The 19763-nt window shown below is 72.8% G+C and carries 18 protein-coding genes; 13 read left to right on the top strand and 5 right to left on the bottom strand.

Annotated features, from left to right (window positions below; translation table 11 throughout):
• Positions 1–724 (top strand): fructose-bisphosphatase class II family protein (locus ACZ4Z4_RS08695; protein WP_468324102.1); only part of this gene is annotated, 724 nt, incomplete at its 5' end.
• Here the strand turns inward: ACZ4Z4_RS08695 and ACZ4Z4_RS08690 are convergent.
• Complete coding sequence (locus ACZ4Z4_RS08690; RefSeq protein WP_468324100.1) at positions 721–1923, bottom strand: IS701 family transposase; 1203 nt, start codon at positions 1921–1923, stop codon at positions 721–723. The genes ACZ4Z4_RS08695 and ACZ4Z4_RS08690 overlap by 4 nt on opposite strands.
• A gap of 232 nt (positions 1924–2155) precedes the next feature.
• On the opposite strand from ACZ4Z4_RS08690, the gene ACZ4Z4_RS08685 reads away from it, so the two are divergent.
• The 5 genes from ACZ4Z4_RS08685 to ACZ4Z4_RS08665 all read left to right on the top strand — a co-directional run bounded on the left by ACZ4Z4_RS08685 (position 2156) and on the right by ACZ4Z4_RS08665 (position 7622).
• Entirely contained in the window at positions 2156–2734 is a 579-nt protein-coding gene (locus tag ACZ4Z4_RS08685; protein WP_468324097.1) for a TetR family transcriptional regulator, read from the top strand.
• Between the two features lie 147 nt (positions 2735–2881).
• Positions 2882–4186 (top strand): sulfotransferase family protein, encoded by a 1305-nt coding sequence (locus ACZ4Z4_RS08680; RefSeq protein WP_468324094.1) that lies wholly within the window; start codon positions 2882–2884, stop codon positions 4184–4186.
• A gap of 60 nt (positions 4187–4246) precedes the next feature.
• Positions 4247–5680: an MFS transporter gene (locus ACZ4Z4_RS08675; protein WP_468324091.1), complete on the top strand. Its 1434-nt coding sequence runs from the start codon at positions 4247–4249 to the stop codon at positions 5678–5680.
• Between the two features lie 72 nt (positions 5681–5752).
• Positions 5753–6961, top strand: a complete 1209-nt coding sequence (locus tag ACZ4Z4_RS08670; protein WP_468324088.1) for an acyltransferase family protein — start codon at positions 5753–5755, stop codon at positions 6959–6961.
• Between the two features lie 286 nt (positions 6962–7247).
• Positions 7248–7622 carry a MarR family winged helix-turn-helix transcriptional regulator gene (locus ACZ4Z4_RS08665; RefSeq protein WP_468324086.1) on the top strand — a complete coding sequence of 125 codons (375 nt, stop codon included), beginning with the start codon at positions 7248–7250 and terminating at the stop codon, positions 7620–7622.
• Positions 7623–7699: 77 nt separating this feature from the next.
• On the opposite strand, the gene ACZ4Z4_RS08660 is transcribed toward ACZ4Z4_RS08665, so the two are convergent.
• From ACZ4Z4_RS08660 to ACZ4Z4_RS08645, 4 genes are all read right to left on the bottom strand, one after another.
• The gene (locus ACZ4Z4_RS08660) at positions 7700–8503 is read right to left on the bottom strand and encodes an alpha/beta fold hydrolase (RefSeq protein WP_468324083.1); all 804 of its coding nucleotides are present in this window, start codon (positions 8501–8503) and stop codon (positions 7700–7702) included.
• A 109-nt stretch (positions 8504–8612) separates the two neighbouring features.
• A complete protein-coding gene (locus ACZ4Z4_RS08655) occupies positions 8613–10250 on the bottom strand; it encodes an FAD-binding oxidoreductase (RefSeq protein WP_468324080.1) in 1638 nt (545 codons plus the stop codon).
• 72 nt (positions 10251–10322) lie between these two features.
• The gene (locus tag ACZ4Z4_RS08650; RefSeq protein ID WP_468324077.1) at positions 10323–11555 is read right to left on the bottom strand and encodes an MFS transporter; all 1233 of its coding nucleotides are present in this window, start codon (positions 11553–11555) and stop codon (positions 10323–10325) included.
• Positions 11556–11614: 59 nt separating this feature from the next.
• Positions 11615–12526, bottom strand: coding sequence for an NADP-dependent oxidoreductase (locus ACZ4Z4_RS08645; protein WP_468324075.1), 912 nt, complete (start codon positions 12524–12526; stop codon positions 11615–11617).
• 227 nt (positions 12527–12753) lie between these two features.
• Between ACZ4Z4_RS08645 and ACZ4Z4_RS08640 the strand changes: the two genes are divergently transcribed.
• The 7 genes from ACZ4Z4_RS08640 to ACZ4Z4_RS08610 all read left to right on the top strand — a co-directional run bounded on the left by ACZ4Z4_RS08640 (position 12754) and on the right by ACZ4Z4_RS08610 (position 19684).
• Positions 12754–14052 (top strand): sedoheptulose 7-phosphate cyclase, encoded by a 1299-nt coding sequence (locus ACZ4Z4_RS08640; protein ID WP_468324072.1) that lies wholly within the window; start codon positions 12754–12756, stop codon positions 14050–14052.
• Positions 14045–14926 (top strand): cupin domain-containing protein, encoded by an 882-nt coding sequence (locus ACZ4Z4_RS08635; RefSeq protein ID WP_468324070.1) that lies wholly within the window; start codon positions 14045–14047, stop codon positions 14924–14926. The genes ACZ4Z4_RS08640 and ACZ4Z4_RS08635 overlap by 8 nt, the downstream gene beginning before the upstream one ends.
• Entirely contained in the window at positions 14923–15408 is a 486-nt protein-coding gene (locus tag ACZ4Z4_RS08630) for a pirin family protein (RefSeq protein WP_468324067.1), read from the top strand. The genes ACZ4Z4_RS08635 and ACZ4Z4_RS08630 overlap by 4 nt, the downstream gene beginning before the upstream one ends.
• A gap of 16 nt (positions 15409–15424) precedes the next feature.
• Complete coding sequence (locus ACZ4Z4_RS08625; protein WP_468324064.1) at positions 15425–16522, top strand: zinc-dependent alcohol dehydrogenase; 1098 nt, start codon at positions 15425–15427, stop codon at positions 16520–16522.
• A gap of 137 nt (positions 16523–16659) precedes the next feature.
• Positions 16660–17445 (top strand): SDR family oxidoreductase, encoded by a 786-nt coding sequence (locus tag ACZ4Z4_RS08620; protein ID WP_468324061.1) that lies wholly within the window; start codon positions 16660–16662, stop codon positions 17443–17445.
• Positions 17446–17511: 66 nt separating this feature from the next.
• Positions 17512–18621 carry a VOC family protein gene (locus ACZ4Z4_RS08615; RefSeq protein ID WP_468324059.1) on the top strand — a complete coding sequence of 370 codons (1110 nt, stop codon included), beginning with the start codon at positions 17512–17514 and terminating at the stop codon, positions 18619–18621.
• Positions 18622–18673: 52 nt separating this feature from the next.
• The gene (locus ACZ4Z4_RS08610) at positions 18674–19684 is read left to right on the top strand and encodes a ketoacyl-ACP synthase III family protein (RefSeq protein ID WP_468324057.1); all 1011 of its coding nucleotides are present in this window, start codon (positions 18674–18676) and stop codon (positions 19682–19684) included.
• Positions 19685–19763 lie beyond the last annotated feature (79 nt).

The following is a 19763-nucleotide window of genomic DNA, read 5'->3' as shown; positions in this document are numbered from 1 at the left end:
CGGCACCACGCTGACCGCCAAGGGCATGCCCAACGCGATCGCCGTGCTGGCCGCCGCCGACCGCGGCGCCATGTTCGACCCGTCCGCCGTCTTCTCCATGGACAAGCTGGTCACCGGCCCCGAGGCCGCCGACTACGTGGACATCAACGCGCCCGCCTCGGTCAACATCCGCCGCGTCGCCAAGGCCAAGAACTCCTCGCCCGAGGACGTCACCGTCATGATCCTGGACCGCCCCCGCCACGAGGGCATCGTCAAGGAGATCCGCGAGACCGGCGCCCGCATCAAGTTCATCTCCGACGGCGATGTCGCCGGCTCGGTCATGGCCGTGCGCGAGGGCACCGGCGTCGACCTGCTGATGGGCATCGGCGGCACGCCCGAGGGCATCATCTCGGCCTGCGCCATCAAGTGCCTGGGCGGCACCATCCAGGGCAAGCTGTGGCCCAAGGACGACGCCGAGCGCCAGCGCGCCATCGACGCGGGACACGACCTGGACCGCACCCTGTCCACGGACGACCTGGTCAAGGGCGACAACGTCTTCTTCGTCGCCACCGGCATCACCGACGGCGAACTGCTCCAGGGCGTCCGCTACCGCTCGGCCACCGCCTCCACCTCGTCGCTGGTCATGCGCTCCAAGTCGGGCACGATCCGCAAGATCGACTCCGACCACCGCCTCTCCAAGCTGCGCGCGTACAGCGCCATCGACTTCGACCGGGCGGCCGCCTAGAGCGGTGCGCCGCCATGCTGCGGCCCCCGCACGGCCGGGCCTCCCGCGCCGAGCCGGTGATACGCGTACGCGGCGGAAGCCAGCGTCATGTGGTGGTGCCAGCCGGGATACGAACGCCCCTCGAAGTCGCGCAGGCCGTAGTTCTCCGTGAGGTCCGCGAGGGCGGCGACGGTGCCGGACTGCGCCTGCACCAGGGGCAGCAGGTCGCGCAGCGGCGAGTGCACCAGGCTGGTGAGCCAGACGCGTCCGACCCCCTGGGCCCCGGGGCTCCGTCGGGCGAAGAGGCGGTAGACGCCGGGGGAGACGCCGCGCCGTCCCGGCAGCCGCACCAGGGCGGAGACCAGGCGGCCTTCGCGCGGCGGACCCTGCCTGAGTCCGACCGCGAGGGCCGCGGGCCCCTTGGGCGCGAGGAGTTGGAGGAGCCGCCCGGCGGTGAGCGCCCCGTCGGGTGAGCCCGGCGCGACCACGCGCCGGCCCTCCGGTACGACGCGCAGGCCGTGCGGCACGGCGAGCACGCAGTGGCGCCCGCGCGCGGTCAGCTCCGTGGCCAGGTGCGCCCCGGATGTCGGGTGGTGGCTCGTGTCGGCGACGACCGGCACCGGTTCACGGCGGCTGAAGGGCGTGAGCGAGTCCACGAGGTCCAGGGCGTGCTCCGCGGGGGAGCAGTGCCGCACGGTCTCCGGGATGCGCGTCCGCGCGCGCAGCTCCTCGTCCTCGTGCCACTCCTTGGAGATCCGCAGCCGCCAGTCCACGGGGACGTGCGCGGTGTCCGACGACAGGAACAGGCCTATTCCCATCTGGCAGTTGACCGTACGCCCGGTGGCGCGCTCGAACCGCTGGTGCACGCCGCAGGAGTGGCTGCCGCGCTTCGGCAGCACCGCGACGCCGATGGTCCAGGCGCGCACCCGGAGGTGGCTCTCGGCCAGGCGCAGCAGCTCGCGGCGGGCCGGATCCCAGTCCCAGGGGCTGGCGTTGGCGAACTGGTGCAGGGACTGGGCGGCCGTCGGGCCCGCGTGCAGCTGTGCCGCGAGTCGCCTGACCGACTTCCTGCCGGGCGTGGTGAGCAGTCCCAGCACGTAGGCGGCGGCCCAGCGCCGCTGATCCGCGCGGCGCAGGTGCCCGAAGACCGTCTCCGCGTACGAGGTGATCGACGCGTCCCCGATCAGCTCGGGCAGCCGGTGGTCCTGGAGCTCTGTCATGGCATTCCCTCCCCGTCATGGCGCCTGACTCCGGCAATAATAGAGAACGTTCGTTTTCTTTTGAAGTCCCGGGGGCAGGTGTTCGCTACTTGGCCAAGTTCCGCGCCCCCCGACAACCGGAGGGGCGACTTTCGGAAGTCGGCGTTGTCGGCGCACCGCCCAGTGCCCAAAGTGGCTGTGGCGTGCAGGACCGGAGCGGGATCGAGGACTCCGGGGAACAGGGAAGGGCGCGATGGTGAAGCAGGAACGGGCCGCGAGGACCAGGGAGGCCCTGGTCCGCGCGGCGGCCCGCGAGTTCGAGCACACGGGGTACGAGGGCACATCCCTGGGCCGTGTGGCCCGGTCCGCCGGCATCTCGGTCGGCGCCCTCACCTTCCACTTCGCCTCCAAGGCGGGTCTCGCCCAGGCGGTGCGGACGCGCGGGGACGCCACCGTCCGCGCGTGTGTGGCACAAGCGGGCGCGGCCACGACGCCGCCGCTCGACACCGTGGTCGCGCTCACCCTCGACCTGGCGCGGCTGCTCGAACAGGACGAGGTGGTGCGGGCGGCGACCCGGCTGTGGCGCGAACTGCCCGGGGAGGACGGCACCTGGTCCGGGCTCTGGCTGCCCACGGTGGCCGAGACCCTGGCCCGCGCGGACCGGGGCGGACTCGATCCCGCCGTCAGCGAGGACGACGTGGCGCTCCTCGCCGAATATCTCCTGGCCGGCGCGGAGTCCCGCCTCTGGGAGGGCCGCAGCGGCGGCGGCGTGGAGCGGCACCTCTCCCGCCTCTGGGCGCTCGTCCTGCCGGGCCTCTCCACCTCGTCGTAGGGGCGCTGTCTCGCGAGGGTGCTGCGCGGGCGTGACGCGCGAGCGAAGGAATCCAAGACCCGGCGGGCCGACGCGGACGTGGCCCCGCCACCGTGCGGCCGCGGCGCGCACGGCAGTCGGTCCGGCACGTATCTGGAAGGTGGGTCGGTGAGCAGACGGAGTGAAACCGCTGTCCCCGCACGCGAGTCGGCTGTCCCCTGGGGCGGACCCGGCGGCGGACCGGCATGGGGGAGGGGCGGCGGACAGCCGCGACGGGCGTCCGGCGACCTGCTGTGGACGACGGGGCGCGGGGCGCCGGGCGAGCGCGCGAGCGGGTGCGAGCGCGACGTGCTCGCCGTCGACGACCTCCTGGAACGGATGCGGGAGGACGGTGACGCGGACGCCGTCGGACTGCGCTTCCTGCCGGCGCTCGACCGGCTCCTGCACTCCCTCGACACCGAGGCCGGCCTGCACGCCGAGGGCCGCAGGGCCGCCCGCTCCGAGCTGCTCGCCGCCCTTCAGAAGCAGCAGCAGATGATCCGGCTGCTGCGGGACCGGCCCGAGATCACGCTGAACGACATCCGGGCCCCGGTCTTCGTCACCGGACTCCCGGGCAGCGGCGCCGCGATGCTGCACAACGCCCTGGCGGAGCACCCCGGCCTCGACGCGCCGACCCTGGCCGAACTGCACGACCCGGCAGGCCGCCCCGCCACCCTCCGGCAGCGCCGCGCCGCACTGGACCGCGCCGGGAGCGTCGCACGGAACCTGACGCGCGCCACCGCGGGGCGGGGCTCCGGGCTCCTCGTCGACGCCGCACGGCCCGGCGGCTGCCACCGGCTGCTCGGCAACGCGTTCCACGGCATGATGGCGACACTCGCCTGGCGTGTGCCCGGCTACGCCGCATGGCTGGAGAGCGCGGACCCGACCGAGGCGTACGCGTTCCACCGCGCCCAGCTCCAGGCGGTCACCTGGCGGATCCCGGCCTCCAGGCTCGTCCTGCGCGACTCCTTCCACGCCCGCGGTCTGAAGCAGCTGCTCCGGGTCTACCCCGACGCCAAGGTGGTCCAGGTGCACCGCGATCCGGCGGACACCGTCGCCGCGTGCGCCGGCATCGCGACGGCCCTGCGCGGACGGACGGCCCGGCAGGCACGGCCCGCCGGACAGGAGTGGGCCGACCGCGTCGAGCGCCACCTCGTGGCGTCCGAGCGGGCGCGGCTCGACGTGCCCCGGGGGCGGCTCCTTGACGTGCGCTTCGCCGACCTGGTGGCGGACCCGGCCGGGCAGGTGCGTGCCGTGCTCGCCTTCGCCGGCGTCACCGCGACGCCGATGTTCGACCGGGTGGTGTCGACGTTCGTCGACGGAACGGCCCGCGAGGCGCGCCGCACCCGCCCCTTCCATCCCGCCGAATTCGGCCTGTCCCGGCGGGAGTTGCACAGCCGCTTCGCCCTGTACCGGACGAGGTACGGCGTCTGAGGCTCCGCCATCCCTACGAAGTCCCACACGTACGCAGACTCAAGAAAGCGAGTGCCGTCGGTGACCGTGGAAATTGACCAGGCGACGCGACCGCCCCTGCGGGCGGTGCCCGAAAGCGCCGAACCGGCCGTCCCGCCCTGGCGGCTGGCGCTCACCGTGGGCGTCGTCGCCCTGGGCGGACTGCTCTTCGGCTTCGACACGGGCGTCATCTCGGGAGCCCTGCTGTTCCTCAAGGCGGACTTCCACCTGACGTCGTTCCAGGAGGGCGCGGTCATCTCGTCCCTGCTCCTCGGCGCGGCGGCCGGCGCGCTCTGGAGCGGTGGCCCCGCGGACCGCTGGGGGCGCCGCACGGTGCTGATCGTCATCGCCGCCACCTTCACGCTGGGTCTTGCCCTCGCCACCCTGGCCACCGGCTTCTGGACCCTGGTGGCCGCGCGGGTGATCCTCGGCGTCGCCGTGGGCTCGGCGTCCTCGCTCGTTCCGCTGTACCTGGCCGAGGTGGCGCCGCCCAGGCTGCGCGGCCGTCTCATCACGGTCAACCAGATCCTGCTCACCGCGGGCATCCTCGTCTCGTACCTGATCAACCTCTGGTTCGCCGAGGACGCCAACTGGCGTGCGATGTTCGGCGTCGGCCTGGTCCCGTCCGTCCTGATGCTGGTGGGCCTCTTCTTCGTGCCCGAGAGCCCCGTATGGACCGAGCGGAGACGACGTGCCGGGCTCCGGGACCAGGGGGTGCGCCCGGGTGACGAGCCCGGCGCCGCGCCGGGCGCCGGGCCGGACACCCTGCGCCGGATGCTCGCCGAGCCCGTCGTGCGGCGCGCGCTGCTGATCGGCGTCACGATCGGGGCGGTACAGCAGTTCGCGGGGATCAACACGATCATCTACTACGCGCCCAGCATCATGCAGCGGGCCGGCCTGCCCGCCACCAACTCGATCATGTACTCCGTCGCCATCGGCGTGGCCAACCTGCTCATGACGGTCGCCGCGATCCCGCTGGTCGACCGGGCGGGCCGCAAGCCGCTTCTCGTCCTCTCCCTGGTCGGCATGGCGGCGGCGCTCGTGCCGCTCGGCTGCGCCCTGAACGGGGCGTTCGGCGGGGTCTCGCACGAGGTGGGCCTGGTCTCCATGGGGCTCTACGTGTCCGCCTTCGCGGTCGGCATCGGCCCGGTCTTCTGGATCCTCGCCGCGGAGATCTTCCCGCCGGCCGTGCGCGCCAGGGGCGTGGCGCTCTGCGTCCTCGTCAACTGGTCCGCCAACTTCGTCGTCGGCCAGCTCTTCCTGCCCGCGGCCGACCTGTTCGGCGAGGCCGCCGTCTTCTGGTGCTTCGCCGCGGTCTGCGCCGGCGCCCTGATCTTCGTGGTGCGCGTGGTCCCCGAGACGAAGAACCGCTCCTTCGCCGCGATCCAGCGGGACCTCGCGGCGGGGACCGCGACCCGGGGCCCTCGCGGTGGCGTACCCACGCCGACACCGCGTTCGCACCCGAAGCGGCGCTAACCCTTGCATCAGCATGCATTGACTCCTGCTGTTTCCGTCCGTTACCCGCTCCCTTCACCCACGGAGGTCTCCATGGCGACGAACGTCGCACCCCTCGGCAGTACACCCCTTGGCAGCAAGGCCCCGGCCCCACCCACCGGGCCCGAGGGCTTCGCCCGGCTGCCCTCGCTGACCGGCCTGCGCTTCATCGCCGCGATGATGGTCTTCCTCTTCCACGCGTCCCTGACGACGGAACCGCCCCTGAACCCCTTCAGCGGCGGGGCATCCGACTTCTTCCACGCGGCCGCGAGCAAGACGGGGTGGATGGGCGTCACCTTCTTCTTCCTGCTCAGCGGCTTCATCCTCACCTACTCCGCGCGCCCGGGCGACACGCCCCGCAGGTTCTGGCGCCGCCGCCTCGTCAAGCTCTACCCCAGCCACGTGGTCGGCTGGATCGGGGCGATGGTGCTCTTCGCCGCGGCCACCGCGACCTGGCAGCAGTGGCTGCCCAACCTGCTCCTGCTCCAGACGTGGATTCCGGACTACCACACGTACCTGAGCATCAACCCGCCGAGCTGGTCGCTCTCCTGCGAGGTCTTCTTCTACCTCTGCTTCCCCCTGCTGCACCGGTGGATCGCGGGCATCCGCCCCGAGCGGCTGTGGGCGTGGGCCGGCGGCCTCGTCGCCACGAGCACCGCGATCCCGGCCCTCGGCTACCTCCTGCTGCCCGACGGCACCATGTCCAACGGCTTCCCGGTCTCGGAGGTCCAGTACTGGGCCGTCTACATGCTGCCGCCGGTGCGCACCCTCGACTTCGTCCTCGGCATCGTCATGGCGCGCATCCTCATGACCGGCCGGTGGATCAACCTCGGGCTGTTGCCCGCCTGCGGTCTCGTCGTCGTGGGCTACGCGATCGCCAACGCCACGCCCTGGCTCTTCGGGCTCAACGCGGCGGCGCTCATCCCGTTCGCCCTGCTCATCCCCACCGTCGCCGCCACGGACCTGCGCGGGGACCGCTCGCCCTTCCGAGGCCGCGCCATGGTGTGGCTGGGTGAGGTGTCGTTCGCCTTCTACATCGTGCACAACGTCCTGCTCGTGCACGTCCGTTCGCTGATCGGCGAGACGCGCCAGTTCGGGTTCGCCGGGGGGCTCGGCGTCATGGCCCTGTACTTCGTGGTGTGCCTCGCCTTCGCGTGGCTGCTGCACAAGGGAGTCGAGATGCCCATGATGCGCAGGTTCGCCAAACCGCGCGGTGAGCGGCGGCCCCGCGGTGAGGGGCAGCCCCGCGTCGCCCTGAAGTAGGCCCCCGCCTTTCGGCGGTGAACGAGCCGGCGCACCCCACTCCCAGGGTGCGCCGGCTCGTTCGCTTTCGTGCACCCTGGTCCTGGCCGCCGCTCTGTCCTATGCTTGCAAAGGCAAGTATTCACTGCTGTGACGACACCGTGAGGCGCGGAACCGCCTCAAGGGGGCCGGGGTCCGGGCGCAGGCTAAGGACAGGACGGTGAGGGACGGTATGGCGACCGCCGCACGCGGACGACTCGGTGGCGAGCTCGAGTTGTGGAGGCAACTGCTGCTTCTGGTGAACGGGGTGAGTACGACCCTCGACAAGAAGCTTCAGCGGCAACACGGCGTGACGGCGTCGGAGTTCACGGCCCTCTCGGTCCTGGCCCGCGGCCCGCTGCGCATGCAGGAGCTGGCCGACTCGGTGGGATCGAGCCAGTCCACGATGAGCCGCCTGGTCAGCCGCCTGGAGAACGAGGACCTCGTCGCCCGTACGGTCGGCGAGGAGGACCGGCGCGTGATGTTCGCGCACCTCACGGCGGAGGGCCGCAGACTCGTCGGCCAAGCGCACGGCACGTTCGCCAAGGAGCTGGCCCTCGCGCTCGACATGGCTGCCTTCGAGCCGGAGACGGCGTCGCTGGTCAACCGGCTCCGCCACACCCCGGCCTCTCCGGCGTCCTAGGACACGACGGAGCCCGGTGGGGGCGGCTCGGGCCGCCCCCACCGGGCTCCGTGCGAACGTGCGCGCTACGCGTCGGGTCAGGCCGCGGCGGCCTCGCCCTCGATGCCGTCCTCCTCCAGGAACTCCTGGACCAGTTCGGCCAGTTCGGCGGGCTTCTCGAAGACCGCGAAGTGGCCCGCCGCCAGCTCGGCGTACCGGCTGCCCTTGATCGCCGCGTGCAGCGCGCGGGAGTGCTCGACCGGGATCATGTGGTCGTGCGTGGCACCGATCACCAGGGTCGGTGCGGTGATCCTGGGCAGGTGCTCGGTGATGTCGAGCTCCAGGTTGAGCGCGATCTGCCGGCCGATGCCCGCGGGGACGCCGCCCGACACCATCTCCTCGACGCCGGCGACGCCGAAGGAATTCACCTGCTGCGTGGTCCAGCCGTTCAGCTGGAGGAACCGGCCGAAGGTCTCGTGGTCGAGCTGGTCGAGGCGGTGCCACAGGTCGAAGTAGAGCTGCTGGCGCGCGTCGTTCTTGATCCAGCCCGTGAGCAGCACCAGACGCCGCACCTTCTCCGGGTGCACGGCGGCGTAGGCGGCGACGGCCAGCGCGCCCTGCGACCAGCCGAGCAGGTCCACCGGGCCCTCGGCGCTGCTGTCCTCGATCGCGGCGTCGATCTGGGCGACGAGCAGGTCCAGGGTCAGCGGGCCGCCTTCGTCCTCGGTGGCGCCGCTGCCCGAGTAGTTGGGGACGACGACGGTACGGCGGTCACTGAAGGTGTCGCGCAGCTGGTCGTACGTTCCCGCGTCGCCGCCGGTGCCGTGCACCAGGACGAGACCGGGACCGGTGCCGGTCTCGAAGTACTCCACCTTGGAACCGTGCGTGGAAGCGAAAGGCATCGCTTTCTCCTTGCTGTCGTGTCGCTGTCGTGCGGGAGGGGAGGCCGCGCCGGTGACCCCGGCGCGGCACCGCGGTCCGGTGAGGGGCCGCGGAAGTCAGGGGTGCGGGTCAGCCCGCGGAGGGCTCGACGGACTGGGCGTGGCGCAGGATGCCGCGCGGGTCCCAGTGCGCCTTCACCCGTTGCAGGCGGGGGTAGTTGCCCTTGTAGTAGAGGGCGTGCCAGGGCGTCTTCGAGGTGTTGAGCGCCGGGTCGCCGAGGTCGACGTCGGCGTAGTTGACGAAGCAGCCGTCGGTCACCCGGCCCGGCGCGGGCACGCCGCCGGAGGCGCCGTAGACGTCCCGGTAGAACTCGCGCACCCACGCCAGGTGCCGCTCGTCCTCCGCGGCGTCCTGCCAGAACGCGAGGTACTGGAGCTTCATCACCGAGTCCCGCTGGGCCACGGCGGTCGCGTCCGGCGCGACGGCGTTGACGCGGCCGCCGTACCCCGCGATCAGCAGCAGCGCCGCCGGGTTGGTGTAGTCGGTGCGGGTCAGGTGGTGGTACGCGGCCGCGAGCTGGTCGTCGGGGAACCCGGCCCGCATGTAGGCGGACTTGTCCTCGAAGCGCAGCGTGGGGTCGCCGCCCGCGAACCCCGGCCACTTGGTGGCGTGCAGGAACGGCAGCCGCTGGGTGCTGACCCGCGGCGTGCCGGGCACCCCCGCGCCGACCGCGGCGACGAAGGCGTCGAGGTCGGCTTCGGCCCCGGAGCGGGTGGCGTCGAGCTGCGTCACCATGGTGATCGCGCCCGCCGACCGGTGTGCCGCCTTGAGCTGGCTGAACAGGTCGAGGTGCGCGGCGTCGGGCCCGCCGTGGGCGACGAACCAGTCGCCGTAGTTCTTCACCAGGCGTTTGAAGCCCGTCTGCGTCAGGCCGTCCCAGGACCAGGTGGCGGTGCTGGTCAGCAGCTCCGCCGGGGGGCGGGGGAGGAGGTCTGCGGGGTCGGAGCCGGTGGCGCCCGGCGTGCGCAGCAGGTACTTGGTGACGATGCCGAAGTTGCCGCCGCCGCCTCCGGTGTGCGCCCACCACAGGTCGCGCAGGCGGGCGTCGGTGGAGTCACGGGTCGCGACGACCTTGCGCACGGTCCCGTCCTTGTCCACCGTCACGACCTCGACGCCGTACAAGTGGTCGACGGTGAGTCCGAACAGCCGGGAGAGCGCGCCGTAGCCGCCGCCGACGATGTGGCCGCCGGCCGCCACCGAGGGGCATGAGCCGCCGGGCAGGGTGACCCCCCAGCGCTTGAACAGGGTGCTGTAGACGTCGGAGAGCCAGACGCCGGGCTCCACCACGAAGACCCGCCGTTCGGCGTCGTAGTCCACCGTCGTCAGCTGCGACAGGTCGATGAGGACCTTGATGTCGGAGCTGGTGGTGAAGTTCTCGTAGCAGTGGCCGCCGCTGCGCACCGCCACGCGCTTGCCCGCGGCGACGGCCTCCTTGACCGCGTCGACCACCTGGTCGGCGGAGGAGACGAGGCGCACGTAGTCGGGCTTGCCGACCCAGCGCTGGTTGGTGCCGCGGATCAGCTCCGGGTAACGGGCGTCGTCGGGGCGGACGGTGACCGCCGAGGCCGCGGCGGACGCGGTGCGCGCGGCCGTGACCCGGGCGGGCGCGGCCTGTGCGGGGCCCGTGACGGGCAGCGTCGCGCCCAGGGCCGCGCCGCCCGCCACGGCGGACCGCCGCAGGACCTTGCGCCGGGTGAGCTCACTCATCAGTGCTACTCCAGAAGAAGTCGGGTGCGGCAGCTGGTTGCTGCCGCGGGAGGTGGCCGCGGTCGGTGACCGTCAGTCGGCCGAGGCGGGGACGGGCGGGGCCGGCACGGGGGCCGGGCCGGCCGGCGCGGGCGCGGCGGCACCGTGCACGGCGCGCCGGTCCTTCCTGAGCTCGCCGACCGCGACGGCCGTCGCGAGCCAGGACAGGAGGGCCGAGGCGGCGATGACCACGCGCAGTCCGAGGTCCAGGCCGAGGAGCTGACCGCCGAACCAGGCGCCGAAGGCGATGCCGATGTTGAAGGCGCCGATGTTGATGGCGATGGCGAGCGTGGGCGCCCCGTCCCCGGCCCCGGTCAGGATGCGTGCCTGCAACCCCGGCATGACGGCGAAGTAGGCGGCGCCGAAGACGACGAGCAGGACGAGCAGGAGCCAGGGCACGTCGCCGCCGAGCGCCATCAGGGCGAGGTCGGCGCCGAGCACCGCGAGGACACCGACGAGGGAGGGCATCAGCGCCCGGTCGGCCAGTTTGCCGCCGATGAGGTTGCCGACGAGGGAGCCGCAGCCGACGAGCAGCAGCAGCCAGCTGACCGTCGAGTCGGCGAACCCGCCCATCGAGGTGAGGATGGGGTTCACGAAGGTGTACGCCGTGAAGACGCCCGCCATCGCCAACGCGGTGAGCAGGATGGCCATCTGCACCGTGCGGTTGCGCAGCACCCGCAGCTCGGCACCGACGCCACCGGACCCGCCGGTGACCGGCGCGGGCGTGACGGGCGGCCGCAGGGCGACCAGGGCGAGGGCGAGCAGGCTCAGCCCGGCGATGCTCCAGAACGCCGACCGCCAGCCGAAGTGCTCCTCCAGGAGGACGCCGAGCGGCACACCGAGCACGGTGGCGAGGTTGAGGCCGACGGCGACCCGCGACACGGCCGAGGCCTCCTTGCCCTTCTCCGCCAGCGATCCCGCGACGACGATGCAGACGGCGAACAGCGTGCAGTGGGTGATGGCCGACAGGACGCGGGCGGTCATCAGGACCGGGTAGGTGGGGGCCAGGGCGGCCAGCACGTTGCTCGCCGCGAACAGCCCCATCAGGCCGAGCAGCAGGGGAGTACGGGGCACCCGGCTGGTGGCGAGGGTGACGAGCGGGCCGAGGACCACGACGCCGAGCGCGTACGCCGTCACGAGCAGGCCCGCGTCGGACAGGGAGACGTCCAGGTCATCGGCGATGGCGGGCAGCACACCGGCGACGACCAGCTCCGCGCTGCCGACACTGAAGACGCAGAGCATCAAGGGGAAGAGGGCAAACGGCATGGCTGTTCCAAGTCACGGGGTCGGGGTCACGGGGCACATCACGACGGGCGCGGCAGCACTCAGTCCCAGGGAGAGATCAGCAGCTTGCCGCGGGAGCCGCCCGCCGCCAGTCGCCGGTGCGCCTCGCCCACCTCGGCCAGCGGGAACGTCGCGGCCACCCGCAGGGTGAGCACGCCCTCGTCCACCAGGGCGGAGAGCTCTTCGAGGCGCCGGCCGTCCTGCTCCACGAACGACATGCGTACGTCGATGCCGCGTTCCGCGACGGGCGGCGCCGTGGGCACGATCGAGACGGCGCGGCCGCCGTCGCGCACCGCGGCGATGGAGGCGGGCTGCCCCGCGGTCTCCAGGAGACCGTCGACGGCGCCGGGCGGCACGGGGTGCTCGTCGGAGTACGCCTCGTGGGCGCCCAGCGCCAGCAGCCGGTCGGCGTCGTCCGGCCGCCCGGAGGCGAGCACCTTCAGGCCGCGGGAGGCGGCCAGTTGGACGGCGAACCCGCCCACGGCCCCGGCCGCGCCGGTGACGAGCAGGGTGCCGCCCGCCGGCGGGTCGAGGAGTTCGAGCGCCTGGTGGGCGGTGAGCCCGGCGAGCGGCAGCGCGGCCGCGTGCGGGAGTTCGGCGGTGCGTGGGGCCGGCGCGGCGAGGTCCGCGTCGAGCGCGACGTACTGCGCGTGGGTGCCCACTCCGGTGGCCATCTGGGCCGACATGGCGACGACCCGGTCGCCCGCGGTGAAGCGGTCCACCCCGGGGCCGCACTCCGCCACGACGCCGGAGAGATCCCAGCCGAGGATCATCGGGAAGCCGTGGCCGATGTTGTCGGCCGCCGCCCCCGAACGCACTTCGAGGTCGACCGGGTTCACCGCCGACGCCGCGACGCGGACCAGGATCTGTCCCGGCGCGGGCGTGGGGCGGGACAGCTCGGCCACGGTCAGCAGTTCGGGGCCCCCGTAGCGGGGCAGGGAGCTGGCACGCACGTGTCTTCCTCCTGTGGATATGTGATTACGGCAGAACGTAGCAGTCGTTCTGTTCTTCTCGGAGCCCCCGGCAGGGCATGCGCTGCTACTTCGGCAAGTCCAGGAAATGGCCGATCGGCCTTGCGAGTGATTGCTTGAGGATGCATAGATTAAGTCGCTCTCCAGCACCGAGAGGCTCTCTTTCGAACCGCTTACCGAACCACTCTCCGAACCAGTTGAGGTGATCCGTGTCCGGCAACATTTCGGCGCTTCTGGGCCGACCCAGCGAGCGCGCCACAGCCACCGAGTACGGGGCGGCAGGCTCCGCCGGCGACGCAGTCGGCGCGGCGCAGCCCAGCGCGGGCCTGTACGCCTACAGCGAGCGCATCGACGCGTGGGTGGTCCGCACCGCCAAGCCGGTCAGCTACGAAGTGCGCGTCGCCGACGGCCTGTTCGACTTCGAGCGCACGGACCTGCTCGAACCGGCGGCCGCTCCCGGCAAGCGCCTGCGCCGGTTCGTGGTGCTCGACTCCGACGTCGACCTGCTGCACGGCAACCGCATCCGCGCCTACTTCGACTACCACGACGTCGAGCACGTCATCTGCGTCGTACCCGCCGACGAGACCGTCAAGAACTTCGAGACCGCGGCCCGCATCGTCGAGGAGCTCGACGCCTTCGGCGTGGACCGGCGCAGGGAACCCCTCATCGTCATCGGCGGCGGCGTCCTCATGGACATCGTCGGCCTGGCGAGCAGCCTCTACCGCCGCGGCACCCCCTTCATCCGCGTCCCCACCACCCTGATCGGCCTGGTCGACGCGGGCGTGGGCGCCAAGACCGGCGTCAACTTCAACGGGCACAAGAACCGGCTCGGCACCTACTTCCCGGCCGACCTCACCCTCCTGGACCGCACCTTCCTCGCCACGCTCGACCGCCGGCACATCGGCAACGGACTCGCCGAGATCCTCAAGATCGCCCTGATCAAGGACGCCCGGCTCTTCGACGTCCTGGAGAGCCACGGCCCGCTGTTGCTGAACGAGAAGTTCCAGGGCGAGAGCGAAGCGGGCGAGGACGCCGCGCGCGAGGTCGTGCGCCGCGCCATCCAGGGCATGCTCGAGGAGCTCCAGCCCAACCTGTGGGAAGCCAAGCTGGAGCGCTCGGTCGACTACGGGCACACCTTCAGCCCGACCGTCGAGATGCGGGCCCTGCCCGCGCTGCTGCACGGCGAGGCGGTCTGCGTCGACATGGCGCTCACCACGGCCCTCGCCCGGCGGCGCGGCCTGATCAGCGACGTGGACGCACAGCGCGTCTACGACGTGATGCACGCACTGGAACTGCCCGCCTGGGACGACCTGTTGGACCAGCCGGAGCTCCTCGCCGCCGCGCTGCGCGACACCGTCCGCCACCGCGACGGCCGACAGCGCCTCCCGCTCCCGGTCGGCATCGGCGACGTCACCTTCGTCAACGACCTCACCGAACAGGAGCTGCTGGAGGGCGTGGCGGAACTGCGCACGGCGGGCCGCCGCGTGGAAGGCCCGCAGCATGTCTGAGACCGCCTACGCGCCGACCCCGGCTCCGACCCCGACCCCATCCCCGGCCCCGGTCTCGTCCCCGGAAGGGGCCTTCGCGCCCCGTGCCGCAGTGATCGTCGGCGATGTCAGCGGCCCCGCCGAGATCCACGGCGTGCACGGCACCACGGGGGTGACCCGCTGGAAGGCCCTCGCGTCCGGCGCGGACCTGCGCGGCGGCTGGGAAGCCGTCGAATGGGCGTGCGTCCCGCCGGGCGGCGTCAGCGGTGAGCATCTGCACACCCGGACCGAGGAGGTCTACTTCATCCTCTCCGGGACCGGCGAGATCTACCTCGACGGCACCGCCCACCCGATCGCGCCCGGCTCGCTGATCCTCACCGGCCTCGGCACCGTCCACGGCCTGCGCAACACGGGCGACAGCGATCTGGCCTGGCTGGTCATCGAGATGCGTTCGCCCCGCTTCAGCGCGGCACTCGGCGCCGACGGCCCGGACACACCGGCCGTTCCCACCACCGCCCCCACCCCTGCCTCTGCCCCCGTCAACGCCCCTGCCAAGGAGGAGCGCCCGGTGCCCACCGCACGCCTTCACGACCTGCGAGCCGAGCGCTCCGTCTCCCCGGCCGGCGTCTTCACCGGCCCCATGCGCTCCGTCGCCCTGGAGACGGTCGACGCCTCCGGCACCGTCGAGCTGACGGCGGACGGGCGCGAGCACATGGTGTTCGTGGTGTCCGGAACGGGCTGGGTCGAGAACGGCAGCGGCACCGCCGAGCTCCACCCGGGCACGGCCGTGACGCTGCCGCTGGGCACGCGGGCCCGGATCGGCGCGGACCGCGAGGGCGGCCTCGAGCTCTTCCACGCGGAGGTCGCCGTCGCGTCGTCGGAGGCCGCCCGGTGATCGTCAGCACACCTGCCCCGCCCTCCTTCCGCCTGCGCGCGGCCGCCCCGGACACCGGTGGCACCGGCGGCACCTGGCGCTGCCTCGCCCGCCGGGGCATGTTGCACAGCGAGTGCGAGTCCTTCGAACAGCTGTGGCTGGCCCCCGGCGCCACCTGGACGCACGAGCCGGCCCACGGCACCGAGGCCGCCCTCTACGCGGTCGCCGGATCGGCGTCGGTGCACACGGAGACCGCGGACGGAGCGGGGGCCGCGGCCGACGGCGGTGATGCGCCCGCGGAGCACGCGCTCGGCGCCGGTGGCGCGCTGCTCGTCGGGGCCCGTGCCGCGGTGCGGGTCACCGCGGGAGGGGAGGGGCTCGACCTCCTCGCCGTACGCGTGCTGCCCGCCGACGTCGTCGCGCAACTGCCTGCCCGGGTGCCGGAGTTGCCGGCGCGTGAGCAGACCCCGATTTTCCGCCCGCCGATCGACGACGGGCACTGACCGAGGAGCGGATACATTGGCTGAACACCACGAAAAGGTGCTGCCCCCCACGGACGACCTGCTGTGCGGGCGCTGGCCGCACGGTTCCATGAGCGCTGCCGCGATCATGGACGCCAACAAGGTCGGCCAGGTGGAGGTGGAGATACCGGGCCCCGAGCTCGGCTACGTCCTGGTGGCCCCGACGACGGTCGGCATCTGCGGCACCGACCTCGAACTCCTGCACGGCACGGCCAGCTATGTGCGGGACGGCCGGGCAACGATGCCCCACGTGTTCGGCCACGAGTGGGTCGGACGTGTGGTGGCGATCGCCGGGAACTGCCAGTACTCCCGGCAGTTGGAGATCGGCGACCGGGTCGTCGGGCAGACCATGCTCTCCTGCGGGGGCTGCCGCGCCTGCCAGCGGGGCCACCGCAACGAATGCTCACAGCTGAAGGAGGTCGGCCTCTACGGACAGCAGGGCGCGGCGGCGGAGTTCATCCGGCTCCCCGCCCAGTCCCTGACGAAGGTGCCGCCGGGCGTCGACGACTTCGCGGCGGCGCTCGCGGAGCCGGCGGTCACGGTGCTCGCGGCGCTGGACAAGGTCGGGGTCTTCCCCGGCGAGCGCGTCCTCGTCTTCGGCACCGGCACCATGGGCCTGCTCGCCGTCCAGATGGCCCGCCGCGTGGCCGGCACGGTCGACGTGGTCGGCATCGACGACGCGGGCATCGGCGCCGCGCTGCGGATGGGGGCCGAACACGCCTTCCTGCCCGGTGAGGCGCGCGACGGCGACTACGACGTCGTCATCGAGGCGTCCGGCGCGGTGCCGGCCCTCCTGGAGGCGCTGCGGGTCGCGGACGTCGGAGGCCGCATCGCGGCGGTCGGCGTGCCCAACGACCCGCTGCCGGCCGTCGACGCCTCCGAGCTGGTGCTGCGCGGCGTCACCATGACCGGCGTGCGGCACGGGCTCGACTACTACGAGCGCGCGCTGCGGCTCTTCGCCGAGGGCGTCCTCTCGGCGAAGGGCATGATCGCCGACGTCTTCGAGCTCACCGACGTCGACAAGGCGTTCGAACTCCTGGAGAGGGGGCGTCGGGCCGCGCCCAAGGTGGCCCTCTCGCTGACTCCCCGCCCCTGAAGGGGCGCGGTCGGCGACCGCCCCTGACGCGTCCACCCCCCGGCGGCGTCAGGGGCTCCCCGGCCCTCCCCCCCCGCCACACCCCGCCCCACCCCACCTCACCGAACCTCACCGAACCTCACCGGAAGGGAAACCCCATGAATCGCCCCATCGCCGTCGTCACCGGCGCCAGTTCGGGCATCGGCGCGGCCGTGGCCGAGGCGCTCGCCGCGGCAGGATCCGACGTCGTCATCGGTTACGGGCGGCAGGCGGCCGCGGCCAAGGAGATCGCCGACGGGCTCGCCGTGCGGCACGGCGTACGGGCCGAGACCCTCGGGCTCGACCTCACCGATCCGGCAGCGGCCGGGGAGACCCTGCGGGCCTGCGTCGACACGCTCGGCGGCATCGACGTACTGGTCAACAACGCGGGCCTGAACCGCAGGGCGACCGTCGTCGAGGAGACCCTCCAGGACTGGCAGCGCATCCTCGACGTCAACCTCACGAGCCCGTTCCGGCTCAGCCAGATCGCGGCCGCGCGCATGATCGAGCAGGGCCGCGGTGGCCGCATCATCAACATCACCAGCATCCACGAGCACATCCCGATCGGACAGGGCAGCACCTACTGCGCCGCCAAGGGCGGCCTCGGCGCGCTGACCAAGGCGATGGCGCTGGACCTGGCCGAGCACGGCATCACCGTGAACGCCGTGGCGCCGGGCGAGACCGCCACCCCGATGAACAACGTCCCCGCCGGCATGGACGCCGCCGAGATCGCCCGTCCCGCCATCCCCGCGGGCCGCCCCGGCCGCCCGGACGAGGTCGCCGCCCTCGTCGCCTACCTGGCGTCGCCCGCGGCCGCCTACACCACGGGCACGTCGACCCTGATCGACGGCGGCATGGCGCTCTCCGCGGCGGTCGCCAATGCGGCCCACGCGGGCACCGTCTGACCCCCGCCGCCTCCGCCCCTCCCCACGCGCACCGCGAGTGCACCCCGGCAACCCTGGAGCACAGTCATGTCACCCACCGCCCCGACAGTGGCCACCGCGGACACCTCGGCCGCCACGTCCATCCCCACCGCCCGCAACGTCGACCACTACGCCTACACCGTCGCGGACCTCGACGCGGCCGTGGAGTTCTGCACCACGGTGCTCGGCGCCGACGTCCTCTACCGGCTCGGCCCGGTCGAGGAGCCGGACAGCGACTGGATGGCGCGCCAGCTCGGCGTCCACCCGCGCGCGAGCGCGCACATCGCGATGCTGCGCCTCGGACCGGACAGCAACCTGGAGCTGTTCGAGTACACCGCGCCCGGACAGCGCCGCTCGGCACCGGACTTCACCGACGTGGGCGGACACCACATCGGTATCCACGTGAGCGACCTGGACGAGGCGCTCGCCGAGGCCGCGCGGTCCCCCCAGGTGCAGGCTGTCGGCGAGCCCTGGACGGACGACAGCGGTCCGACGGCCGGCAACCGCCGCGTGCACCTGCTCACGGACTGGGGTATGCGCATCGAACTGCGCCAGACGGCGGCCGTGCTGCCGTACGAGCGGGAGACCGAGGCGCGCGTCTACCGGCCCGCGGGCGGCTGGGAGCGCGGGCTGCCCGGTGCCCTCGGCGTCGGCCACGTCGGCTACTCGGTGGCCGACCTGGACGAGGCCGTCGCCTTCTTCACCGGCCCGATGGGCGGCGAACTCGTCTATCGCACCGCCGAGTCGGTGGACGGGGAGACGGCACGGCGCCGGTACGCGGTGCCCGGACCGTTCCGCAAGGACACCGCGGCGATCCGGCTCGGCCCGGTCACCACCGTCGAGCTCAGCGCCTTCGAGGCCGAGGGCCGCCGCACCGAGCGCCCCCGCAACAGCGACGTGGGCGGTCACCACCTCGCGTTCTTCGTCGACGACGTCGAGCGCGCCGCCGCCTGGCTCGCCCGGACGGACGGCGCGGAGGTGCTCGGCGACCCCCAGCTGATCGAGGACGGCGGCCCGATCCACGGTGACCGCTGGGTCTACTTCCGCGGTGTGGGCGGATTCCAGCTGGAGGTGCTCAACATGCCGCCCGGCATGCCGTACGAGCGCCACACGGAGGCACGCAGGTTCGGCCCGAGCCCGCGGTGGAGCAACCGCTGAGCGCCACGGGTCGAGGACGAGGCCGAGGACCGGATCAGGAAGGGGTGGGCGAGTGCGCTGGGACGATATCTACGTGGAGGGCGCGGCCGCCGAGTTCGGGGAGTTGCAGACCGGCCGGGAGGCGGTGGCCGCCGGCCTGCTGCCCGCCGAGGAGATCGAGAGGAGCGCACAGCGCTCCGTGTCGGTGAGCGCCGGGCGGAGCGCGCCCGAGCTCGCCGTCGCCGCGGGCCGCGCGGCGCTCGCCCGCAGCGGCCGGGACGCACAGGACGTGGGGCTGCTGATCCACGCCAACTGCTGGTACCAGGGACTGGAGTTCTGGAACACGGCGGCGTACATCCAGGACCGGGTGCTCGGCCACGGCGACTGCGTGGCGTACGAGCTGCGCCAGATGTCCAACGGAGGGATGAGCGCGCTGGAGAACGCGGCGGCGCGCCTCACGGCGGTCCCCGCCACGCGGGCGGCCCTGGTCACCACGGGCGACCGGTTCGCCGACCCGGCCTTCCCCCGCTGGAGCACCGACCGGGGTCTCGCGTTCGGTGACGCGGGCACGGGCGTCGTCCTCTCCCGCAGGCCGGGGACGCTGCGCCTCGTCGCCACGTCGTCCTTCTCGCAGCCGATGCTGGAAGGGCTGCACCGCGGGGACGAGCCGTTCCTGCCGAGCGCGAGCCAGGCGGGGCCGCTCGACCTGGTCGCGCGCAAGAAGGGCTTCCTGCGGGGGCGCTCCCAGGAAGAGGTCACGACGCGCAACGAGACGGGCATGATGTCCGCCGTCAAGAACTGCCTCGCGGAGGCCGACGCCGACATCCACGAGATGGCGGCCGTGATCGTCCCCTTCTTCGGAGCCCGGCTCTCCCGGTTGCAGTGCCTGGCTCCGCTCGGCATACAGCCCGAGGTGACGCTCCAGGAGTTCGGCCTGACAGTGGGCCACTTGGGCGCCGGTGACCAGGCGGCCGGACTGGCGAAGCTCCTGGAGGACGCCACGCTGAAGAGCGGCGACAGGGTGCTGCTCGTCGGGGTGGGCGCGGGTTTCAGCTGGACCTGCGCCGTACTGGAAAAGAGCTGACGGTGTGTCACACCCATCCCGTCATAAGGGGGTTGGCGTAATGAGATGCGACGCGAGGAGTACGAGGAGAGGGGCAGGG

This window comes from Streptomyces sp. NPDC030245, assembly GCF_055572995.1.
The sequence above is the reverse complement of the archived record's forward strand: the minus strand, read 5'-3'. Positions and strand labels throughout refer to the sequence as shown.

Excerpts from the sequence above, each read along its gene's own strand:
- ACZ4Z4_RS08690 (WP_468324100.1), bottom strand. The coding sequence starts at position 1,923 with ATGACAGAGCTCCAGGACCACCGGCTGCCCGAGCTGATCGGGGACGCG.
- ACZ4Z4_RS08685 (WP_468324097.1), top strand. The coding sequence starts at position 2,156 with ATGGTGAAGCAGGAACGGGCCGCGAGGACCAGGGAGGCCCTGGTCCGC.
- ACZ4Z4_RS08670 (WP_468324088.1), top strand. The coding sequence starts at position 5,753 with ATGGCGACGAACGTCGCACCCCTCGGCAGTACACCCCTTGGCAGCAAG.
- ACZ4Z4_RS08660 (WP_468324083.1), bottom strand. The coding sequence starts at position 8,503 with ATGCCTTTCGCTTCCACGCACGGTTCCAAGGTGGAGTACTTCGAGACC.
- ACZ4Z4_RS08655 (WP_468324080.1), bottom strand. The coding sequence starts at position 10,250 with ATGAGTGAGCTCACCCGGCGCAAGGTCCTGCGGCGGTCCGCCGTGGCG.
- ACZ4Z4_RS08650 (WP_468324077.1), bottom strand. The coding sequence starts at position 11,555 with ATGCCGTTTGCCCTCTTCCCCTTGATGCTCTGCGTCTTCAGTGTCGGC.
- ACZ4Z4_RS08635 (WP_468324070.1), top strand. The coding sequence starts at position 14,045 with ATGTCTGAGACCGCCTACGCGCCGACCCCGGCTCCGACCCCGACCCCA.
- ACZ4Z4_RS08620 (WP_468324061.1), top strand. The coding sequence starts at position 16,660 with ATGAATCGCCCCATCGCCGTCGTCACCGGCGCCAGTTCGGGCATCGGC.
- ACZ4Z4_RS08615 (WP_468324059.1), top strand. The coding sequence starts at position 17,512 with ATGTCACCCACCGCCCCGACAGTGGCCACCGCGGACACCTCGGCCGCC.